Below are 17,918 nucleotides of genomic sequence, written 5' to 3'. Positions count from 1 at the left end.
TAGATAGAATAAACTCAGCTAGCCTTAATGTCTAATCGTCAAAACCTATATATCTCATGGATTTTGCTAATCTTACATCCCAGTTGAATGCTGGAACGATTTTGCCAGAGGGGATTGTAATTGTCACCCTCTTAGGGGTTTTGATTGTTGATTTGATTTTGGGACGTACATCTTCCCGGTGGATTGGATATGTGGCGATCGCAGGTTTAATGACTGCGGTGGTCGCGCTGTATCTTCAATGGGATGCAACTAATCCCATCTCTTTTACCGGTAGCTTTATTGGTGATGACCTCAGTATTGTGTTTCGCGGTATTATAGCTTTATCTGCTGTCGTCACTATATTGATGTCAATTCGCTACATTGAGCAAACTGGTACTGCTTTAGCGGAATTCATCGCTATTTTGCTGACCGCAAGTTTGGGAGGAATGTTTTTATCCGGTGCTAGTGAGTTGGTGATGATTTTCATCTCACTAGAAACCCTCAGTATTTCCTCTTACTTACTCACGGGTTATACTAAGCGTGATCCCCGCTCTAACGAAGCTGCGCTGAAATATCTATTAATTGGAGCTTCCAGTACAGCAATATTTTTATACGGCGTTTCGCTGCTGTACGGTTTATCCGGTGGAGAAACAGAATTAGGTGCGATCGCCAATAGCATAGCCGCAGCTAATGTTGGTCAATCTTTAGGCTTGGTAATTGCTCTCATTTTCGTGATAGCAGGTATCGGCTTTAAAATCTCGGCTGCACCCTTTCACCAGTGGACACCAGACGTTTATGAAGGCGCTCCTACCCCAGTAATTGCCTTTTTATCTGTCGGTTCCAAAGCAGCTGGATTTGCCCTAGCCATTCGCCTACTTACAACAGTCTTCCCCCTCGTCGCTGACGAATGGAGATTTATTTTCACCGCCCTTGCAGTTCTCAGTATGGTATTGGGTAACGTCGTCGCCCTCGCCCAAACCAGCATGAAACGGATGTTAGCTTATTCATCCATTGCTCAAGCTGGATTTGTGATGATTGGTATGATTGCCGGCACTCAAGCAGGATACGCCAGCATGGTATTTTACCTCATGGTCTACCTGTTTATGAACCTGTGCGGATTTACCTGCATCATTCTGTTCTCTCTACGCACAGGAACTGACCAAATTGCCGAATACTCTGGCTTGTATCAAAAAGACCCACTCTTAACACTAGGCTTGAGTATCTCCCTGCTATCTTTGGGTGGTATTCCGCCATTAGCTGGGTTTTTTGGGAAAATTTACCTATTCTGGGCAGGTTGGCAAGCTGGACTTTATTGGTTAGTTTTACTGGGCTTAGTTACCAGTGTTGTCTCCATCTACTACTACATTCGCGTGGTTAAAATGATGGTAGTCAAAGAACCCCAAGAAATGTCCGAGGTAGTGAAAAACTATCCAGAAATTAGCTGGAAGTTGCCTGGATTTAGACCTTTGCAAGTGGGGCTGATAGTAACTTTAATTGCTACTACCATTGCCGGGATTTTATCCAACCCCCTATTTACACTGGCTAACAATTCTATCTCTAATACTGCCATGCTACAAGGAACACTAATTGAGAAAACTCAGATCAGTTCCATCTCCACAAACCAAAGAGAAGAGTTGTAGATTAAACTCTTTTTAAGTCATTAATGACGTTTTAGGGGTGCAAAGATTTGCGCCCCTATTTATAGGAATTTTAATCACAAATTTTGTACCTTTTCCCGGAGTAGAAAAACAACTTAATTCTCCGTCATGTTTTTCGACAATTTGATAACTGACAAATAAACCTAAACCTGTACCTTTACCTACGGGTTTAGTTGTGAAAAAAGGATCAAATATTTTGGTGCGTACTTTTTCATCCATTCCTGATCCATTGTCGGTAATAGAGATACACACCCAACCTTCATTGATTAGTTGAGTTTGAATCTGAATTTCCGGGTAGTTTATTAACAAACCTTTAACGGCTGATTCTTGTAGTGCATCAATAGAATTAGCCACAATATTAAATAATACCTGATTCAATTGACCAGCATAACAAGTAATCGGAGGAATTTTTCCGTATTTGCAGTTAACTTTAATTTCTGCATATTGACCTCTAGCCTGTAAACGGTGCTGCAAAATCATTAGAGTACTGTCAATTCCTTCATGAATATTCACTCGTTTGAGTTCTGATTCATCTAGTCTAGAAAAGTTTCGTAAAGATTTGACAATTCCCTGAATCCTCTCTGTCCCTCGCTTCATAGATTGGAAGAGTTTATTCATATCTTGCATGATAAAATCTAAATCCATTAATTCTATTTGCTCTTGGATTTCTTGAGAAATATTCAGACAATCCTGTTCATAAAGTTGTAATAATTTAAATAAATTCTCAGTATATTGTTGAGCATAATGAAGGTTACCATCAATAAAACTGATAGGATTATTAATTTCATGGGCAACACCCGCAACCATATTACCTATTGAAGACATTTTCTCAGCTTGAATCAGTTGAGTCTGAGTAATTTGCAGTTTTTTTAGTGCCTCCTTAACGGCAATAGTCCTTTCTTCTACACGGTTTTCTAGCTCTTCATTAGCTTTTAAAAGTGCTGCTTCGGCTCTTTTACGTTTGCGGATTTCTTGGGCTAATTCATCTATTTTTTTATTGAGTATGAGAAAATTATTGCTGGCTGTAGCTCTAGTTTCTAAACGAAGAAGAATTAATGGTGGAGATTCGGGAGAAGAAGGTTGAATAACTGCTCCCTGACTACGACAGATTAAAGTTTGTCCATCATGTTTGCGTAAAGTCAAACTACCAATAACCATTGCTCTACTACTTGCACAAGCTTGGAGGTAATTTTTCAGGTCTTGAGAAGAATCAGTGACGATATCAAAGAGTATTTTGCCTGAGATTTCTTGACGGCGTAAACCTAGCATATTTGCCATTGGTTGATTACCAACTAATAACTGACCCTCGCCATTGACAAGGAGTAAGGGTTCTGGCAAAACTCTAGCAAATTCAAGAAATTGTTCAGGAGTCATCAAGCTTTCAAGTTTAAAGTATTACTATACTTAGTGAAAGTATACTGAGCTAACCATAAAGTGCTAGCTCAGGGTGAAAAAGTTAATCAAGCTTCAGCCTCTATTCCCTTAAAATATTCTCTACCATCTGCGTCTTCTGCTTCCTCAGTGGGTTTTAAGTAAACAGTAATTCTGCATCCACTATTACCTTTTGCTATAGTTTCTTGTAGTTCCACTTTGGCGTAACCCAGATTATTAGCTGTTATGGTTCCAAAAACATTTGAAGTCATCATACACATTACAGGACGATTAATTACTTGTTCAGCAAATGGACAAGTACGGTTCCCAAAAACTATTTTTTCATCATTCTGCTCAATAACATAAAAATCTCCTTGGATTCGTCTTTTTAAATCAACTAAGACATAAGCAATTTGCTGACGAGAGAGCTTTGAGACTTCTAAGGCAGATTTATAGTCTTGGTTCATCTCTCCACCCATGCTTTGACCAACTACGCTAATAAATCCAGAGGCTTCTTCTAAGCCGACTATATCCTGTAGAGTACCTGATAATGTTCTAATCAACGTGCGTAGAAAAAGATCACGATTCCAAGTTAAATTGAGTGTATTTACTGGTTTACTACTAATACTCTGATACATAAGTTTGAATAAAGAATGATGTACTTATGTTGCCCCAAAAAGGCTTAAAGTTAACTCTATAAGTCTCAAAAATATGAGATATATAATCAAGTGTTTTAATGTTCTGACCAATTTTCATCAATGGGAATGGTGATGATGAACTCTGAACCTTTACCTGGTGTTGATTTCACTGATAAAGTTCCCTGATGTTTTTCGACAATAATTTGATGAGCAATTGATAATCCGAAGCCAGTTCCCTGACCCACTGGTTTAGTAGTAAATAAATGCTCAAATATTTTTTGCTGGACATCGGTTGACATTCCTACACCATTATCTGTGATGTTAATCACAACATGATGGGAATCTTCACTGAGTCTAGTTTTAATTGTGATTTGATTGGGATGAGTTGCAATCTCAGGATAGCTGCGCCCTATATTAGACTCTTCTAAAGCATCAATAGCATTAGCTAATAAATTCATAAAGACTTGATTGATTTGGCCGCTAAAGCACTTGACAAGAGGTAACTTGTCGTAGTCTCTGATGATATTAATCTCAGGACGACTTTGGGACGGTTTTAAACGATGTTTGAGGATCATGATTGTACTTTCAATGCCGTTATGAATATTACAAGAAACTTTGCGATCGCTATCTTGGCGAGAAAATACGCGTAAACTATTGCTAATATTGTGAATCCGTTCCACACTCTCTTTCATAGAAGCAATTAAATTAGGTAAATCACTCTGAAGAAAATCTAAGTCTATGTCTGAGATTTGCTGTTGAATTTCTGTAACTGGCTGAGGATAGTGCTGTTGATAGAGGTTGATTAACTTGATCATGTCTTGGAAATATGCTGAAGTATGTCCAATATTGCCAGAAATGCACCCAACTGGATTATTAATTTCATGAGCAATCCCTGCTACTAATTGACCAAGAGCAGACATTTTTTCTCTGTGTACAAGTTGGATTTGAGATTTTTGTAGGTCTTTTAATGCTTCTGAAAGTGCTGTTGTTCTGGCTACTACTCGTTGTTCTAAGGTTTTATTAAGATATCGTAATTGTAGATGAATATTAATTCTTGCTAAGATTTCTTCTTCTTGAAAAGGTTTTGTAATGTAGTCTACTGCTCCTAAACCAAAACATTTAACTTTAGTTTCTGTATCAGAAACTGCTGTCATAAAAATTACAGGTATATCACGAGTTTGTAAATTTTCTTTCAATTTTTTACAGGTTTCTAGCCCATCTATTTTAGGCATCATGACATCTAATAAAATCAAATCAGGTAGCCTATCTTGTACTCGTTGAAGGGCGATTTCTCCATCAATAGCAGTAGTAATTTCAAAGCCTGAATGAGTTAATGCATCAGAGATCACTTTTAAGTTGGTATTTGCATCATCTACGATTAAAATTAGAGCTTTTTCTGGTATGTAAGACATTTTTCTTTCAGGGTTTTGATGAAGTTTATATTTATTGATTAAATATACTGACATCCCTTGGTATTATTTTGTGGTACTTTCGGAGTAAGTAGGTGTTGTGAGACCTAAGTTAATCGCCTGAGTGGGTGATACCAGTTTTAACTACTTATCTAATGTGCTTTTATGAGAATAAGGAGAACGGTGTAACAGGATTGGCGATCGCTATTTTTTACTCCTTATTCATTATTTTTCCCAAAAATGCCTCAATGATTACTATTGGCGTAGGATATCTGGGTTAATTCCGTAATCAGAGTTTTTGCATAAAAAATCCTGCCTTTACCCTGAAATAGAGTAATTATGGCAGGAATATTAGATAGATAAATGCGCTACTGATTAGAGATTTTGAGGTTGCTAATCTTCATTCTCGCATTCCTATATAAAATAGGGAGATATTATCCCTTCACAGGGCGTATACCTACAAATTATGAGTGCCACTAGTTGACACCTTCATCGATAAAAATCTGTTTCGATTACCAGATTCCTGAGTGACTTTTTTGTTGAATTTTAAGTCATCTCTGTGATCAAAACTATCCATATTTACTTCTGTGAGCTATGGTACGGCAGGTACAAAAAACATTGCAGATACTACTTGATTTTTTGTTTGATAAAAGTCACAACCTGAGTTAGTTGTTTCTTTAAACCATCGATTTCCGCTTGCATTTTGATAATTTTTTGATTCAGCAGCTCAATTTCTGCTGGGTGAGCTGACTGATGATCAGAAGGTACTACTACCGTATTGGGAACACGAGAAGCGGCTACAGGAACATTCTGAGTAGGTGTAGCGGCAACTGCACTTGCTTCTGGGCGAGGCTTTTTAGATTTAGCCATTGCTAACTTAATGGCACTAATTAGCTGCTTTTGGTCAAAAGGCTTACCCAAAAATTCAAAGTACTCAAAGGGTTCAGTAAGTTTTTCTCTCACCTCTTCCTTACTACCAGACATGATCACCAAGGGAATTTTCCTTAATTCAGGCTGTGCTTGAACTTCCTGAAAAACGTCCCAACCACTCATTTTAGGGAGGATAAAGTCCAACATGATCAAACTGAGCTTTTCTTGGCGGATCAAATTTAATCCTTCCACACCGTCCTTTGCTTCTAATACCTCAAAATTGCCGGGAGGCAACATTTGTCTTACTTTTAACCTGACTACGGTAGTGTCATCGATAACTAAAATTTTGTTGCTTGCCACGACTTATTGCTCTAACAGATAATTTAAGTGTAAATAACGACTTTGCTGATCGATTTTGATGGTGTTCCCACTATATCCAAATTCTTTGGTCATTAGGGAATAGTATATTTCACTATAAATGGCAGTCAAGGCAGTATTCTAAAAAACTAGTGCTTATATTTTATAAAATTTGTGTCATGGTGATACTTAGGGCTTGAATATTGCTCCAGTACAGAGGAAATTCGCCCGCAGGTACTTTTGGATATTGCTTGGATGTCTATGACTTCGCCACAACCAGCCCCACTTAAGTCGGAAATTACGGCAATGCCTAGCTGGTTACGTCGCCCCATTGGGAAAGCCAGTGAGCTTTCTACTGTACAACGTATCATTAAGCAGCGCCAAATTCACACAATTTGCGAGGAGGGAAGATGCCCTAACCGGGGGGAGTGCTATGCTCAAAAAACTGCTACCTTTTTACTATTGGGTCAAGTCTGCACACGCTCTTGTGCTTTTTGTCAAGTAGATAAAGGTCATGCGCCGATGCCTATTGACTCAGAGGAACCGCGAAAAGTAGCAGAAGCTGTGCAAATTTTGGGATTGCGTTATGTGGTGCTGACTTCTGTCGCCCGTGATGATTTGCCAGATCAGGGAGCGGGGCAGTTTGTCAAGACAATTGATACTATTCGCTTGTTAAATTCAGAAACTCAAATCGAGGTGCTGACACCAGATTTCTGGGGTGGTATTGGTGCTGGAGAATTAGGACAACGGCAAAGGATAGCCATAGTTGTCGCTGCCCAGCCAGCTTGTTTTAATCATAATGTGGAAACGGTAAGGCGACTAACAGGCCCTGTACGTCGAGGAGCAAAGTATGATCGCTCGCTGCGAGTGCTGGCGATGGTTAAAGAACTTGATCCGACTATTTCTACGAAATCAGGTTTAATGCTGGGACATGGGGAAAGCAGGGAGGAAGTAGTGGAAACTATGGCGGATTTAAGGGCTGTAGGATGCGATCGCTTGACTATCGGTCAATATATGCGTCCTTCTTTAGAGCATTTACCAGTGCAAAGATACTGGACACCAGAAGAATTTGATGAGTTAGGTAAAATAGCATGGAAAATGGGATTTAACCATGTCCGTTCTGGTCCCCTAGTGCGGAGTTCTTATCATGCTGGGGAGTAGGAAGAGGCAGGGGGGCAGGGTGCAGGGTGCAGGGGAGAAAAAACTTCCCAATGACCAATGACCAATTCCCAGTTCCCAATGACCAAAGACACAAATATTTCTAAAGAATTTGAGTTTTTGGCGCAACTGTTTGGTATTTCTGAGAAAGTCAACAAAGAAGGAGAATGACTGATGGCTAAAGTTCAAAATTCCCCAGTTCCAGCCACAGGTGCTAAACCACCCTACGCTTTTCGTAGTGCTTGGGCATTGCTGCTCTTAGCTGGTAACTTCTTGGTAGCGGCTTATTATTTCCACATCATTGACTAATTAGAAGTGGAGAGGTGCTGCTTAAATCGTTCCTTTAAATAAACCTTTGGGGCGGATGAGCAGCACCAAAATCATTAATAATAGGGCTACACCTTGTTTATACTCTGAACCTATCCAGAGAGTGCTAAGTTCTTGGGCAATACCAATGATGAAAGCGGCGGCGATCGCACCGTAGGGATTACCAATACCGCCTAAAATTACGGAAGCGAATAACGGCAAAATCAAAAACCAGCCCATATTCGGACGCACAGCCGTAATTAATCCATACATACTGCCACCTAAAGAGGTGAATGTACCAGCAATAATCCAAGTCCACAGGATGACTTGTTCCACATTAATCCCTGAAACTCTCGCTAAATCTAAATCATCAGCAACAGCACGCATCGCTTTCCCAATTTTGGTGTTTTGCAAGAGATAGTGCAGCCCCAAAATTGTTACCACTGCTAACCCCAATACCAATAATTGATTCTGCGCTATTTTAAGACCAAAAATATTTAAAGCAGTGGTGACTGGTAAATCGTAACTTTGGTTCTGTCCACCCCAAAAGAAAATAATCCCATTGCGTAAAAATAAGGCCAGTCCAATAGAAATAATAATCAGCGTCGTGGAAGTAGCACCTATAGAGCGCATTCTTGACCACAATAATTTTTCAGAAAGTAGCATGGCTGCTACTGTGCCTATGGCTGCCATAATCATGGATAGCCAAATATTTAGTCCCCCAGTATTTACTAACAGGGTCAAATAGGCTCCCAAAGTGAGAAAATCACCGTGAGCAAAATTAGATAACCGTAAAATACCGTAGGTGAGGGTCAGTCCCACTGCGGCTAGAGCAATAATGCTTCCCACGGCAATGCCATTGACGATTAATTGAAGAATTTGTGTATCCATTAGTGTGATTAAAATTTTTTTAGTGAAACAAAATTGAGGGAGTTAATTCTATACAATAATTTTTCTTTTACTGGTGAAAATCAACGAATGACAATTGTGAGTTAATATACATAAAATATTGTTTTGTTTTTTATGCCAAGCCCAACTTGTTCAACGGTCTAGTTGACAATGCAGCAATATTCAAGCTTACCAGAACCAAACTCATCAGTAGATGCCACCCCCAGTCTTTTAAGAAAAATGCAACAATTTCGTGCCGAGTTGTCGCTAGAACGCAGCTTGAACCAGTTGCAAAGTCGCCTCAATGATTGTCTAGTTTCTGCTTATAGTAACGTTTCGCAGTCTAGAACCACAGAGGCGGAGATTTTCCAAACTGTGGTGAATCAACTTAGCATGGCTTTAAATGGTATAACTGTGGCGATCGCTCTATTTCCAGCGCGAGCTAAAATGGCTGAAGTTGCCTATATTTCTGCTTCTTGCTCTCCATACTCACAATTAGTTCTGAAGACAAAAGATCAACAACTGCAATTGAAATTACAAACAGCTATAGCAGTGTTAGATCTACAGCAGCTAGAAAAGCAAGAAACAAATGATGTCTGGCGCTTAACTGATGATACTGGGGGTATAATTGGTTGGCTCATAGTCTCCCAAACATCACCCAAATCTGACGAGCCATCAGTCATATTATTCCCATCTCCACTCAAATCAGAATTCCTGCTACGAGCCATTCAGCAATGTGTAGCGGCACTGGCACAACTCAAAAAAATACAATCTTTACAGCAATACTCCCAAAAAATAAGTAGTTCTAATGAAAAACTAGAGCGTAGTAATCAACTAAAAAACCAGTTTTTGGCGAATACTAGTCACGAAATCCGCACGCCATTAAGTTCTATCATTGGTTTTAGCCAGTTACTTTTAGCTCAAGGCTATGACCCCACAAGAGAAAACCACCAAGAGTATTTAAGGATCATTCAGTCTAGTGGTAAGCATTTACTGACACTGATTAACGATATATTAGACCTCTCCAAAATTGAAGCCAACCAACTGGAGGTGGAATGGGAAAATATCAATGTGCCGGAAATATGTCGTAATGTTTTGGCACTAGTCAAAGAGAAAGCAGCTAATAAGGGTTTGCAACTGCGCCTCGAACTCAACCCCGATGTCACAAATTTAGTTGCTGATCCTCTACGCCTAAAGCAAATGTTGTTGAATTTGCTATTTAATTCTGTGAAGTTTACCAAAACAGGCAGTGTTGGTTTAGAAGTTGTAGCTAAAGGTGAATTTGTACATTTTATTGTTTGGGATACTGGTATTGGGATCTCTAAAGAAAACCAAAGGCGATTATTTCAACCCTATTTTCAAATTGCCAATCCGCTAGTTAATTGCCATGAAGGTACTGGTTTAGGATTAACGGTGACTCGGAAGTTAGTGGAAATTCATGGTGGTTGTCTAGAAGTGGAATCGGAATTTGATCACGGTTCCCGTTTTACAATTATCCTGCCTGTGGAGCCTGTGGGAAAACCAAGGAGAGATCAGGGAGATATGGAGGGGATAGCGGCGGCTAGCAGTGCAAATCAGCAGGATGAGGAAGCCCAATCTATACTGATGACCCCTAGTTCTTCTCTAGATATTTTGTTGGTGGAAAATGATTTACCTAATGCTGAGTTAATTTCGATTTATCTAGGTAGATTGGGATATCAGGTGACTTGGGCTAAAAATGCTACCGAAATGTGGTCAGCGCTGACACGGTTACAGCCAATGCTGATTTTAATGGATGTTTATCTGCCAGATGGCAATGGTTTAAAATTGGTGCAGCAGCTACGGGAAGAACCAGAATATGAGATGATTCCCATAATTATGCAAACGGCCATGGCCATGAAAGGCGATCGTGAAACCTGTTTGGCGGCTGGAGTTAATGATTATATTTCTAAACCCCTAGATTTATCTGATTTAGGGAATCTAGTAGCCAAGTATATTAAATTACCATAAAATTCAGCAGTCTAGAAACTGAATACCCTTGCTAAGATAGAATTGCTTGAATGGTATAGGGTCTTGCCCAGATGGGGTAATCATGTCAACAAAAAAACTGGCGCAATTAAAAGTTTTATTCGGCGAAATGCAGCAGGCTTTGATTGCCTACTCTGGAGGTATTGATAGCACTTTGGTCGCTAAGATTGCTTATGATGTTTTGGGCGATCGCGCTTTGGCTGTCACAGCTGTTTCCCCTTCCCTCTTACCTGAAGAATTAGAAGATGCCAAAATTCAAGCCGCAACCATCGGAATTAACCATAAAATTGTCCCAACTCATGAAATGGACAATCCCAATTACACCTCTAACCCCGTAAATCGTTGTTATTTTTGCAAAAGTGAATTACACGATACTCTCAAACCTTTAGCTTTACAGCTAGGTTATCCCTATGTCATGGATGGGGTGAACGCCGATGATTTACACGATTATCGCCCCGGAATCCAAGCAGCTACAGAAAGAGGAGCGCGATCGCCATTAGCAGAAGTCGGTGTCACAAAAGCAGAAGTTCGTCAACTTTCACAACAACTAGGTTTACCTTGGTGGGATAAACCAGCCCAACCTTGTCTCAGTTCTCGTTTTCCTTACGGTGAAGAGATTACTGTCGCCAAATTGCAAAGAGTCGGGAGAGCAGAAATTTATCTGCGAAAACTCGGTTGGCAAAATTTGCGCGTCCGTTCCGAAGGAGATACAGCCCGGATTGAATTATTACCAGCACAGATCAAAGATTTTGTCTTAACTACAGATTTACAAGCAGTAGTCTCAGCATTTCAGAAACTGGGATTTATCTACGTCACCCTCGACTTAGAAGGTTATCGTAGTGGCAAATTAAATCAAGTTCTCCAGTCCTCAACCATCACTGCTTCTACATAAAAAAACAACAGCCTGACTGAATATGGGATACATTCTGTACTAGTAAAAACATGGAATTGACCAACTGGAAAATTAATTTTCTGATTGAGCCAATTCTGTATACTCTAATGCCGAACGCCAAACATCATAACCATCCTCAGATAGATGTAAACCATCCGTAGTTAGTTCTACCCGCAAATTACCTTCAAAATCCGTAAACCAATTATAAATGTTGAGATATTTAGCATTTTCTGCCTTAGCAATCAGCGCCAGTTGTCTGTTAATCTCAACAATCCGGCTATTAGGTATTGCTGGTAAGCGCGTAGGCAAAATTGACTGCACTATTATCTGAGTATTCGGATGATTTTGCCTCAACCTCCGGATAATCCGCCGATGATTACGCAAAATTTCCCCGTCACTCTCCCCTTTACGTAAGTCGTTAATCCCCGCCATAATGTAAATTACATGGGGGCGTGTACTGGAAAATGCTCGCAATCTTCTGTAAATACCATCAGATGTATCTCCAGATATCCCCTGATTTAGCCAAAATTTGCCAGTAGGGAGTTTTTCTCGAGGAAACCACATACTCAAAGAATCACCCACCAAGATACCTAAATAATTTTTACCTTGTCCTCGGCTGATGGCTTTGGCTTCTAAAGCTAATAAATATTTCCAGTCTTCATAAGTGAGATGACGCTTTTTACTTGAATCTCTTGGTAATTGCGAACTATCACCATCCAGACGTGTATAAATCTGACCTGTTTTTAGCGCTGCAAATCTTTGGTTGTAAAGTTGACTACCAGATATTAAACGCAGGTGAGATGGTGGAGAACTAAAATTAGGTAATGACCTTGGTAATCGTGAAGTAGCTAACTCCGGTACAGATATCTCAAGGTGATTAATATCGTTTTCATCTATTACTGTCGGTGAACTCTGTGTGACATTCCGCAGAAATTTAGAAGTTTCTGGCAGCATAATAGACATTTGCGCTAAAGCTGCTGCTGGTATTCCTAATCCTGCTAACAAACCTGCGGCCAACAGATAATATTCCCTCATTGCTTTATCTTTCCTTTACTTGATCTTTGTTCCCTATCACAGTACTAATCAGCTACATTCAGGAAAATTTTACTGAGGCTTCATGATTATTTCTATTTACCTGTATTGTAGAGTTCTGTAAAGCAGGTTCATCAGATTATCTTTGAGAATTTACGATTTCTTTAAATCTCAGTCCTAAAACCGTTTAATTTAACAAGGTTTTTTTAGTTAAAAAATACCAGAGACTAGTGGAAAGTGTTAAGATTTAGGCTAAGTAATTAATGTTTCTTTTTTATTCTGTGGCTAGAGCTAGTACTGCAATTGGTGTCAGTCCAATAATCAAAGAGATTGTGCAGAAACAGGCACATTCTACACGGTTAACTCTCAAAGAGGTTATTCTTATGGGAATGTTAGCTATTGACAAGCTAGATGATCAAAGCCGTCAAGAGTTAGCGGATCAAGTTCATAAAATGCAGGTCAAGGGAGAAATTTAAGCGCCTGGTGATAAATTTTCGCTTTTCACTCCTAATTTTGTAATTTTACCTGACTATTCACTGAATCGATAACGACTTCCCTTAACATAATCCTCATTAATTTCAAAAGAAATCCATCTGCGTTCCCATTTTTGGGCTACAAAACCAGTTGTATTAGAACCTGAAAATGGATCTAATACTAAATCACCTTCATCAGTTAAAAATTTGATGAAAAATTCTGCAAAACCTGCCGGAAATCTCGCTGGATGGGGTTTAATTCCCTGTGATTTGCAGCGTCGTAAATAAGCGCTATTAGATTCTGTATTGGCAATTTCTAGCAAATTTGGCGGAATTGCACCTTGGTTATCTTTTTGGAATTTATCAGAAATATCATGTCCACTGGGACGGATTTTAGCTTGATAGCCATTTTTCAGTAGTTGTTTCATACTCTGGCTATATGGCTTTAAAACTTTTCTATTGTCGGCTTTAGGATTGGGTGTTTTTGATAACCACCAAACTACATTTACTGAATCTTTCACACGAATGCGTCTGATTGTCACCCACTCAGCCGGTGTAGGTAATCGCGCTGGATTGTAATGATAGAATTCTTGCGCCAGAAAAAAGCCGACTTCTTTACACAATTTTACTAACAATTCATATTGGTAGATGCTGCGTACAGGATTACCACGCTGGTAAGCGCCACCTAAATCTAAAATAAATGAGCCATTATCTGCTAAAACTCTTTTAAACTCATGGGCGAAAGGTAGAAACCATTCAATGTATTTATCAGCACTGGCGTTACCATATTCTTTTTGACGAGTGAGGGCAAATGGTGGTGAAGTGAGGATAAGATTAATACTATCTGGCTTTATGGATTTAATCAGGTCGAGGCTATCACCCAAATATGCTTTTCCTAAATTTTGGGCGTAATAAGAACTTAAATTTATATCTTTTAATGAATTTACAGTTTCTTCTTGCAAGAGTTTTAAGTGGTTAAAAATTATTTAAATTTTATACCGTAGATTTCATTTAGATGCAACATATATTTCTCTATCTTCATTTATATTTATTTGGCGTTAATTATTTGATATTTTCTTAGAAACTAAAATATAAGTGAAGAATAAATTTGCAAAAGCCTACTCTATACAATGTCTGTGATGATTGATTTTTTTGCTAATTTATTTGGAAATTCTAGGAGTTTCAAATTATCAAAATAAGGATATATGTTCTCAGCATTGGTAAAATACAGACTGATGGCTAAACCTCAAAAAGCAATTGCAGACGTTCTTGAGTTGATAGAAGATGCCTCCAAAATTTCTGGCTTTGTCCCATTAGGCGGTAATATTTGAGGCAGTAAGGATTGGAGGATTGTCCGGTCTTCGTCTGTTAGGCTGTTAGAGTATGACATAACTGCTGGATACGACTTTTGCGGTGACTTACTTCAAAACAGTAAAAGATGTCAAGTGGTTTCTATAGAAATTTAGGGAATGAAACATCCAGAATCTAAAATTGTAATTGAACATCTGATTAAAATTTATGGAGAGAAACCTCATGCGGCTCTCAAGTTGTTTCGTTCAGGTGGAACTAGGGATTCTATTTTAGAGGCAACAGGTAATGTTTTAGGTATCGCTGATGTATCTCTTACCATTAACGAAGGAGAATTGTTTGTGGTAATGGGATTATCTGGTTCAGGTAAATCTACTTTGGTTCGCTGTATTAATCGTTTGATTAATCCTACTAGTGGGCATATTTATATTGACGGCGAAGATATTGCTCATGTTGATGAGAAACGGATGCGGTCGATTCGCCTCACGAAAGTGTCTATGGTGTTTCAGGGATTTGGGCTATTTCCCCACAAAACGGTGGCTGAAAATGTCGAATATGGTCTGAAAGTTAAAGGGATGGACCAGGTCAAACGCCGTAAAAAAGCCCTAGAGACTCTAGAATCGGTGGGTTTAGCTCAATGGGGCGATTATTTACCTTCGTCCCTCAGTGGCGGAATGCAACAAAGGGTAGGTTTAGCCCGCGCTTTAGCTACAGATGCCGATATTCTACTAATGGATGAGGCATTCAGCGCTCTCGATCCTTTAATTCGCCGGGAAATGCAAGGTGAATTGTTGCGATTGCAAAAAGAACTACACAAAACTATTGTATTTATCAGCCATGATATCCAAGAGGCGTTAAAAATTGGCGATCGCATCGCAGTGATGAAAGATGGTGCTATTGTCCAAATTGGTACGCCAGAGGAAATAATTACTCAACCAGCGAATGAGTATATCCGCACCTTTACCAAAGATGTGAACCGCGCCCAAGTTCTCACTATCGGATCAATAGTCGATAAAACTATTCCTTTCATTTTCTCTCAAGATTCGCCGAATGTAGCACTAGAGAAAATGTCACACCATCTTCTCCAAGATATTTGTGTTGTGGATAATCATGGTAAACCAGTAGGCATACTTAATAAACAAAGCCTTGAATCCGCTCTACAACATGAGAAATTAGACATTACCGAAGTAATGCAAATAGACTTTCCTCAAGTCAAAGCTAATACCATCATAGAAAATACTTTTCCTCTTTACGAACAAGGACTACCTGTAGCAGTAGTTGATAACCAAGGTAAATTCCAAGGAATTCTAGGATTGACGGATGCTCTTGCTAGTATTAGCAACACAAATGAATAGGGTCAAAAATATTTTAGTTAAACAGGAGAAACTAAATTGTGTTACTTTTTTTCAACCTATGCTCTAACTTGATTGCTACTAATCAAGGGAGCTTAGACAAAATTCTCAACCCCTTTAAGCTTTACACCTTACCATTAGTTGAGTGGATTAATTCCAGTGTTAACTACATTGTTGATAACTATCGTCCCTTCTTCCAAGCCATTCGCCTTCCCATTGCTTTCACCCTAGAGAGCATACAATGGTTTTTACTATCCATTCCACCATTAATTTTCCTAATTTTACTTGGTTTACTAGCTTGGCAAATAGCGGGAGGTAGGATTGCTATTTATAGCGTTGTCGCTCTGAGTTTAATTGGTTTTTTAGGGGCTTGGCAGCAGGCAATAGTTTCATTATCGCTAGTGGTAACGGCTGCAGCTTTTTGTCTATTAGTTGGTATTTTAATTGGTATTCTCAGTGCCAGTAATCAGCGTTTAGAGAAATGGCTGCGACCCCTACTGGATGCCATGCAAACCATGCCTTCATTTGTGTACTTAGTGCCGGTGGTGATGCTGTTTGGTATTGGTAAAGTTTCGGGAGTTATAGCCACATTTATCTTCGCTGTACCGCCCGTAATTCGCCTGACCAGCTTAGGAATTCGGCAAGTATCAGAGGAATTAGTGGAAGCGGCGATCGCCTTTGGTTCTACTCCCAGACAAATTCTCTGGGAAATCCAAATTCCCTTAGCCATGCCTACTATTTTAACTGGGGTAAATCAAGCCATCCTATTGGCTTTATCCATGTCAGTGGTGACCTCCATGATTGGTGTGGAAGGACTGGGAGGTATGGTGTTACGGGGTTTGGGTCAGTTAAACGTGGGATTAGCATCTGTAGGGGGATTGAGTATTGTCTTAATTGCAGTGATGCTAGACCGGATGACCAATGTTTTTAACACCAATAGTAATCAAGTCCCCTGGAAACAGCGCGGTTTCATAGGTCTTTTTACGTCCAAATCAAAATTCCCCAAAATTACCTTCGCTACCTTTGGGGCAAGTATTTTATCAGTGTTACTGATTGCTTCCATTACCAAACAACCTATTTCCACAACATCCAGTGGAAAAGTAATGCCTGGTCAAGATGTGACGGTACAGTCTGCCCATAGCACTTTACAAGAAGAACGATTCCAGACCGAAATTGTGAACATCGGTTTGAGAAAACTTGGTTACGAAACTCCAGAACCAAAGCGAATTGAGTTTGCGACCATGTTTGTTGCTTTAGGAAACGGCGACTTACAATATACTCCTACCTATTGGCCAAAAGCTCATCAGGTATTTTTTGAAAAAGGTGGTGGCGAAGAGAAATTAGAAAAAGTTGGGCTTCTGACTCCCAATACTCTGCAAGGTTATCAGATTGATAAAAAAACTGCGGATAAATACAATATCACCAGCCTTGCACAACTCAAAGATCCAGAAATTGCTAAACTTTTTGATTTTGATGGCGACGGGAAAGCGAATTTAACTGGGTGCAATTCGGGTTGGTCTTGTGAGTTAACGATTCAGCATCAGATTAAAGCTTATGGATTAGAAGATACAGTGAAGCAAGATAGAGGAAATTACTCAGCCCTGATTGTAGATACTATTACTCGCCAGAAACAAGGTGAACCAGTCCTTTATTACACTTGGACTCCTATGTGGATGAGTGCAGTATTAAAACTAGGTAAAGATGTCGTCTGGCTAGACGTTCCTTTTACTTCTTTACCTGAATCTCAGAAAGATTTGACAGAAAAAGATACTTCATTTAATGGAAAAAACCTCGGATTTGCCGTTGATACTATCCGAATTTTAGCTAATCAGGAATTTGTGGATAGCAACCCTGCTGCTAAACGTTTTTTTGAACTTATCCAGATTCCCATTGACGATATCAATGTCCAAAATCAACTGTTCAAGGAGGGGGAAGGTAGGATATCAGATGTCCGTGGTCATGCCCAAGAGTGGGTTAAGAATAATCAAGTTTTATTTGATAGCTGGGTTGAAGAAGCGAGAAAATATTCAGAGGATGTTTCTAGCAGCTAATTCTGAAGAGGTGTAAGTTAGCTTTATCTGCTTGGTAAAGTTATACAGCATTTCCGGCTATTATGAAGTACAGTAGCAGCAACTAGCAAACCAGTTTCTTAAATGTTGAGGATTGATTAAGTCGAGTGCAACTGAGATTAGTTTATCAACCATTTCTGTTGTAGTTGGA

General features: G+C 39.4%; 15 protein-coding genes. 8 read left to right on the top strand and 7 right to left on the bottom strand.

Annotated elements, in window-relative coordinates; all coding sequences use genetic code 11:
* Positions 1–56 precede the first annotated feature (56 nt).
* Positions 57–1,619: an NAD(P)H-quinone oxidoreductase subunit N gene (locus VB620_RS18750; protein WP_323197670.1), complete on the top strand. Its 1,563-nt coding sequence runs from the start codon at positions 57–59 to the stop codon at positions 1,617–1,619.
* A 12-nt stretch (positions 1,620–1,631) separates the two neighbouring features.
* Here the strand turns inward: VB620_RS18750 and VB620_RS18745 are convergent, their stop codons facing one another.
* From VB620_RS18745 to VB620_RS18730, 4 genes are all read right to left on the bottom strand, one after another.
* The gene (locus tag VB620_RS18745) at positions 1,632–3,011 is read right to left on the bottom strand and encodes an ATP-binding protein (protein WP_323197669.1); all 1,380 of its coding nucleotides are present in this window, start codon (positions 3,009–3,011) and stop codon (positions 1,632–1,634) included.
* Positions 3,012–3,097: 86 nt separating this feature from the next.
* Complete coding sequence (locus VB620_RS18740) at positions 3,098–3,646, bottom strand: methanogen output domain 1-containing protein (protein ID WP_323197668.1); 549 nt, start codon at positions 3,644–3,646, stop codon at positions 3,098–3,100.
* A 95-nt stretch (positions 3,647–3,741) separates the two neighbouring features.
* Positions 3,742–5,058 (bottom strand): sensor histidine kinase, encoded by a 1,317-nt coding sequence (locus VB620_RS18735; RefSeq protein WP_323197667.1) that lies wholly within the window; start codon positions 5,056–5,058, stop codon positions 3,742–3,744.
* 624 nt (positions 5,059–5,682) lie between these two features.
* Positions 5,683–6,285, bottom strand: a complete 603-nt coding sequence (locus tag VB620_RS18730; RefSeq protein ID WP_323197666.1) for a response regulator — start codon at positions 6,283–6,285, stop codon at positions 5,683–5,685.
* A gap of 258 nt (positions 6,286–6,543) precedes the next feature.
* On the opposite strand from VB620_RS18730, the gene lipA reads away from it, so the two are divergent.
* Positions 6,544–7,443 carry a lipoyl synthase gene (lipA, locus tag VB620_RS18725; RefSeq protein ID WP_323197686.1) on the top strand — a complete coding sequence of 300 codons (900 nt, stop codon included), beginning with the start codon at positions 6,544–6,546 and terminating at the stop codon, positions 7,441–7,443.
* Positions 7,444–7,614: 171 nt separating this feature from the next.
* The gene (gene psaX, locus VB620_RS18720) at positions 7,615–7,749 is read left to right on the top strand and encodes a photosystem I protein PsaX (RefSeq protein WP_323197665.1); all 135 of its coding nucleotides are present in this window, start codon (positions 7,615–7,617) and stop codon (positions 7,747–7,749) included.
* 21 nt (positions 7,750–7,770) lie between these two features.
* Here the strand turns inward: psaX and VB620_RS18715 are convergent, their stop codons facing one another.
* Positions 7,771–8,637: a branched-chain amino acid ABC transporter permease gene (locus VB620_RS18715; protein WP_323197664.1), complete on the bottom strand. Its 867-nt coding sequence runs from the start codon at positions 8,635–8,637 to the stop codon at positions 7,771–7,773.
* 168 nt (positions 8,638–8,805) lie between these two features.
* On the opposite strand from VB620_RS18715, the gene hrmK reads away from it, so the two are divergent.
* A complete protein-coding gene (gene hrmK, locus VB620_RS18710) occupies positions 8,806–10,623 on the top strand; it encodes a hybrid histidine kinase/response regulator HrmK (protein ID WP_323197663.1) in 1,818 nt (605 codons plus the stop codon).
* Between the two features lie 82 nt (positions 10,624–10,705).
* Complete coding sequence (gene larE, locus VB620_RS18705; protein WP_323197662.1) at positions 10,706–11,533, top strand: ATP-dependent sacrificial sulfur transferase LarE; 828 nt, start codon at positions 10,706–10,708, stop codon at positions 11,531–11,533.
* A 72-nt stretch (positions 11,534–11,605) separates the two neighbouring features.
* Here larE and VB620_RS18700 read toward each other — a convergent pair whose 3' ends face one another.
* Positions 11,606–12,568 (bottom strand): SGNH/GDSL hydrolase family protein, encoded by a 963-nt coding sequence (locus VB620_RS18700; protein WP_323197661.1) that lies wholly within the window; start codon positions 12,566–12,568, stop codon positions 11,606–11,608.
* A gap of 260 nt (positions 12,569–12,828) precedes the next feature.
* Here VB620_RS18700 and VB620_RS18695 point away from each other — a divergent pair, with 260 nt between their 5' ends.
* Complete coding sequence (locus VB620_RS18695; RefSeq protein ID WP_323197660.1) at positions 12,829–13,041, top strand: hypothetical protein; 213 nt, start codon at positions 12,829–12,831, stop codon at positions 13,039–13,041.
* A 53-nt stretch (positions 13,042–13,094) separates the two neighbouring features.
* Here the strand turns inward: VB620_RS18695 and VB620_RS18690 are convergent, their stop codons facing one another.
* A complete protein-coding gene (locus tag VB620_RS18690) occupies positions 13,095–14,000 on the bottom strand; it encodes a DNA-methyltransferase (RefSeq protein WP_323197659.1) in 906 nt (301 codons plus the stop codon).
* A gap of 507 nt (positions 14,001–14,507) precedes the next feature.
* On the opposite strand from VB620_RS18690, the gene VB620_RS18685 reads away from it, so the two are divergent.
* Complete coding sequence (locus VB620_RS18685; protein WP_323197658.1) at positions 14,508–15,701, top strand: quaternary amine ABC transporter ATP-binding protein; 1,194 nt, start codon at positions 14,508–14,510, stop codon at positions 15,699–15,701.
* Positions 15,702–15,739: 38 nt separating this feature from the next.
* Positions 15,740–17,749 (top strand): glycine betaine/L-proline ABC transporter substrate-binding protein ProX, encoded by a 2,010-nt coding sequence (proX, locus tag VB620_RS18680; protein ID WP_323197657.1) that lies wholly within the window; start codon positions 15,740–15,742, stop codon positions 17,747–17,749.
* Positions 17,750–17,918: the final 169 nt, after the last annotated feature.

Origin of the sequence: Nodularia harveyana UHCC-0300 (assembly GCF_034931085.1) — a bacterium.
GTDB classification, from domain to species: domain Bacteria; phylum Cyanobacteriota; class Cyanobacteriia; order Cyanobacteriales; family Nostocaceae; genus Nodularia; species Nodularia harveyana.
The sequence above is the reverse complement of the archived record's forward strand: the minus strand, read 5'-3'. Positions and strand labels throughout refer to the sequence as shown.

Excerpts from the sequence above, each read along its gene's own strand:
- VB620_RS18750 (WP_323197670.1), top strand. The coding sequence starts at position 57 with ATGGATTTTGCTAATCTTACATCCCAGTTGAATGCTGGAACGATTTTG.
- VB620_RS18695 (WP_323197660.1), top strand. The coding sequence starts at position 12,829 with ATGTTTCTTTTTTATTCTGTGGCTAGAGCTAGTACTGCAATTGGTGTC.
- VB620_RS18700 (WP_323197661.1), bottom strand. The coding sequence starts at position 12,568 with ATGAGGGAATATTATCTGTTGGCCGCAGGTTTGTTAGCAGGATTAGGA.
- psaX (WP_323197665.1), top strand. The coding sequence starts at position 7,615 with ATGGCTAAAGTTCAAAATTCCCCAGTTCCAGCCACAGGTGCTAAACCA.
- VB620_RS18735 (WP_323197667.1), bottom strand. The coding sequence starts at position 5,058 with ATGTCTTACATACCAGAAAAAGCTCTAATTTTAATCGTAGATGATGCA.
- VB620_RS18745 (WP_323197669.1), bottom strand. The coding sequence starts at position 3,011 with ATGACTCCTGAACAATTTCTTGAATTTGCTAGAGTTTTGCCAGAACCC.
- VB620_RS18715 (WP_323197664.1), bottom strand. The coding sequence starts at position 8,637 with ATGGATACACAAATTCTTCAATTAATCGTCAATGGCATTGCCGTGGGA.
- hrmK (WP_323197663.1), top strand. The coding sequence starts at position 8,806 with ATGCAGCAATATTCAAGCTTACCAGAACCAAACTCATCAGTAGATGCC.
- lipA (WP_323197686.1), top strand. The coding sequence starts at position 6,544 with ATGACTTCGCCACAACCAGCCCCACTTAAGTCGGAAATTACGGCAATG.
- larE (WP_323197662.1), top strand. The coding sequence starts at position 10,706 with ATGTCAACAAAAAAACTGGCGCAATTAAAAGTTTTATTCGGCGAAATG.
- VB620_RS18740 (WP_323197668.1), bottom strand. The coding sequence starts at position 3,646 with ATGTATCAGAGTATTAGTAGTAAACCAGTAAATACACTCAATTTAACT.
- VB620_RS18685 (WP_323197658.1), top strand. The coding sequence starts at position 14,508 with ATGAAACATCCAGAATCTAAAATTGTAATTGAACATCTGATTAAAATT.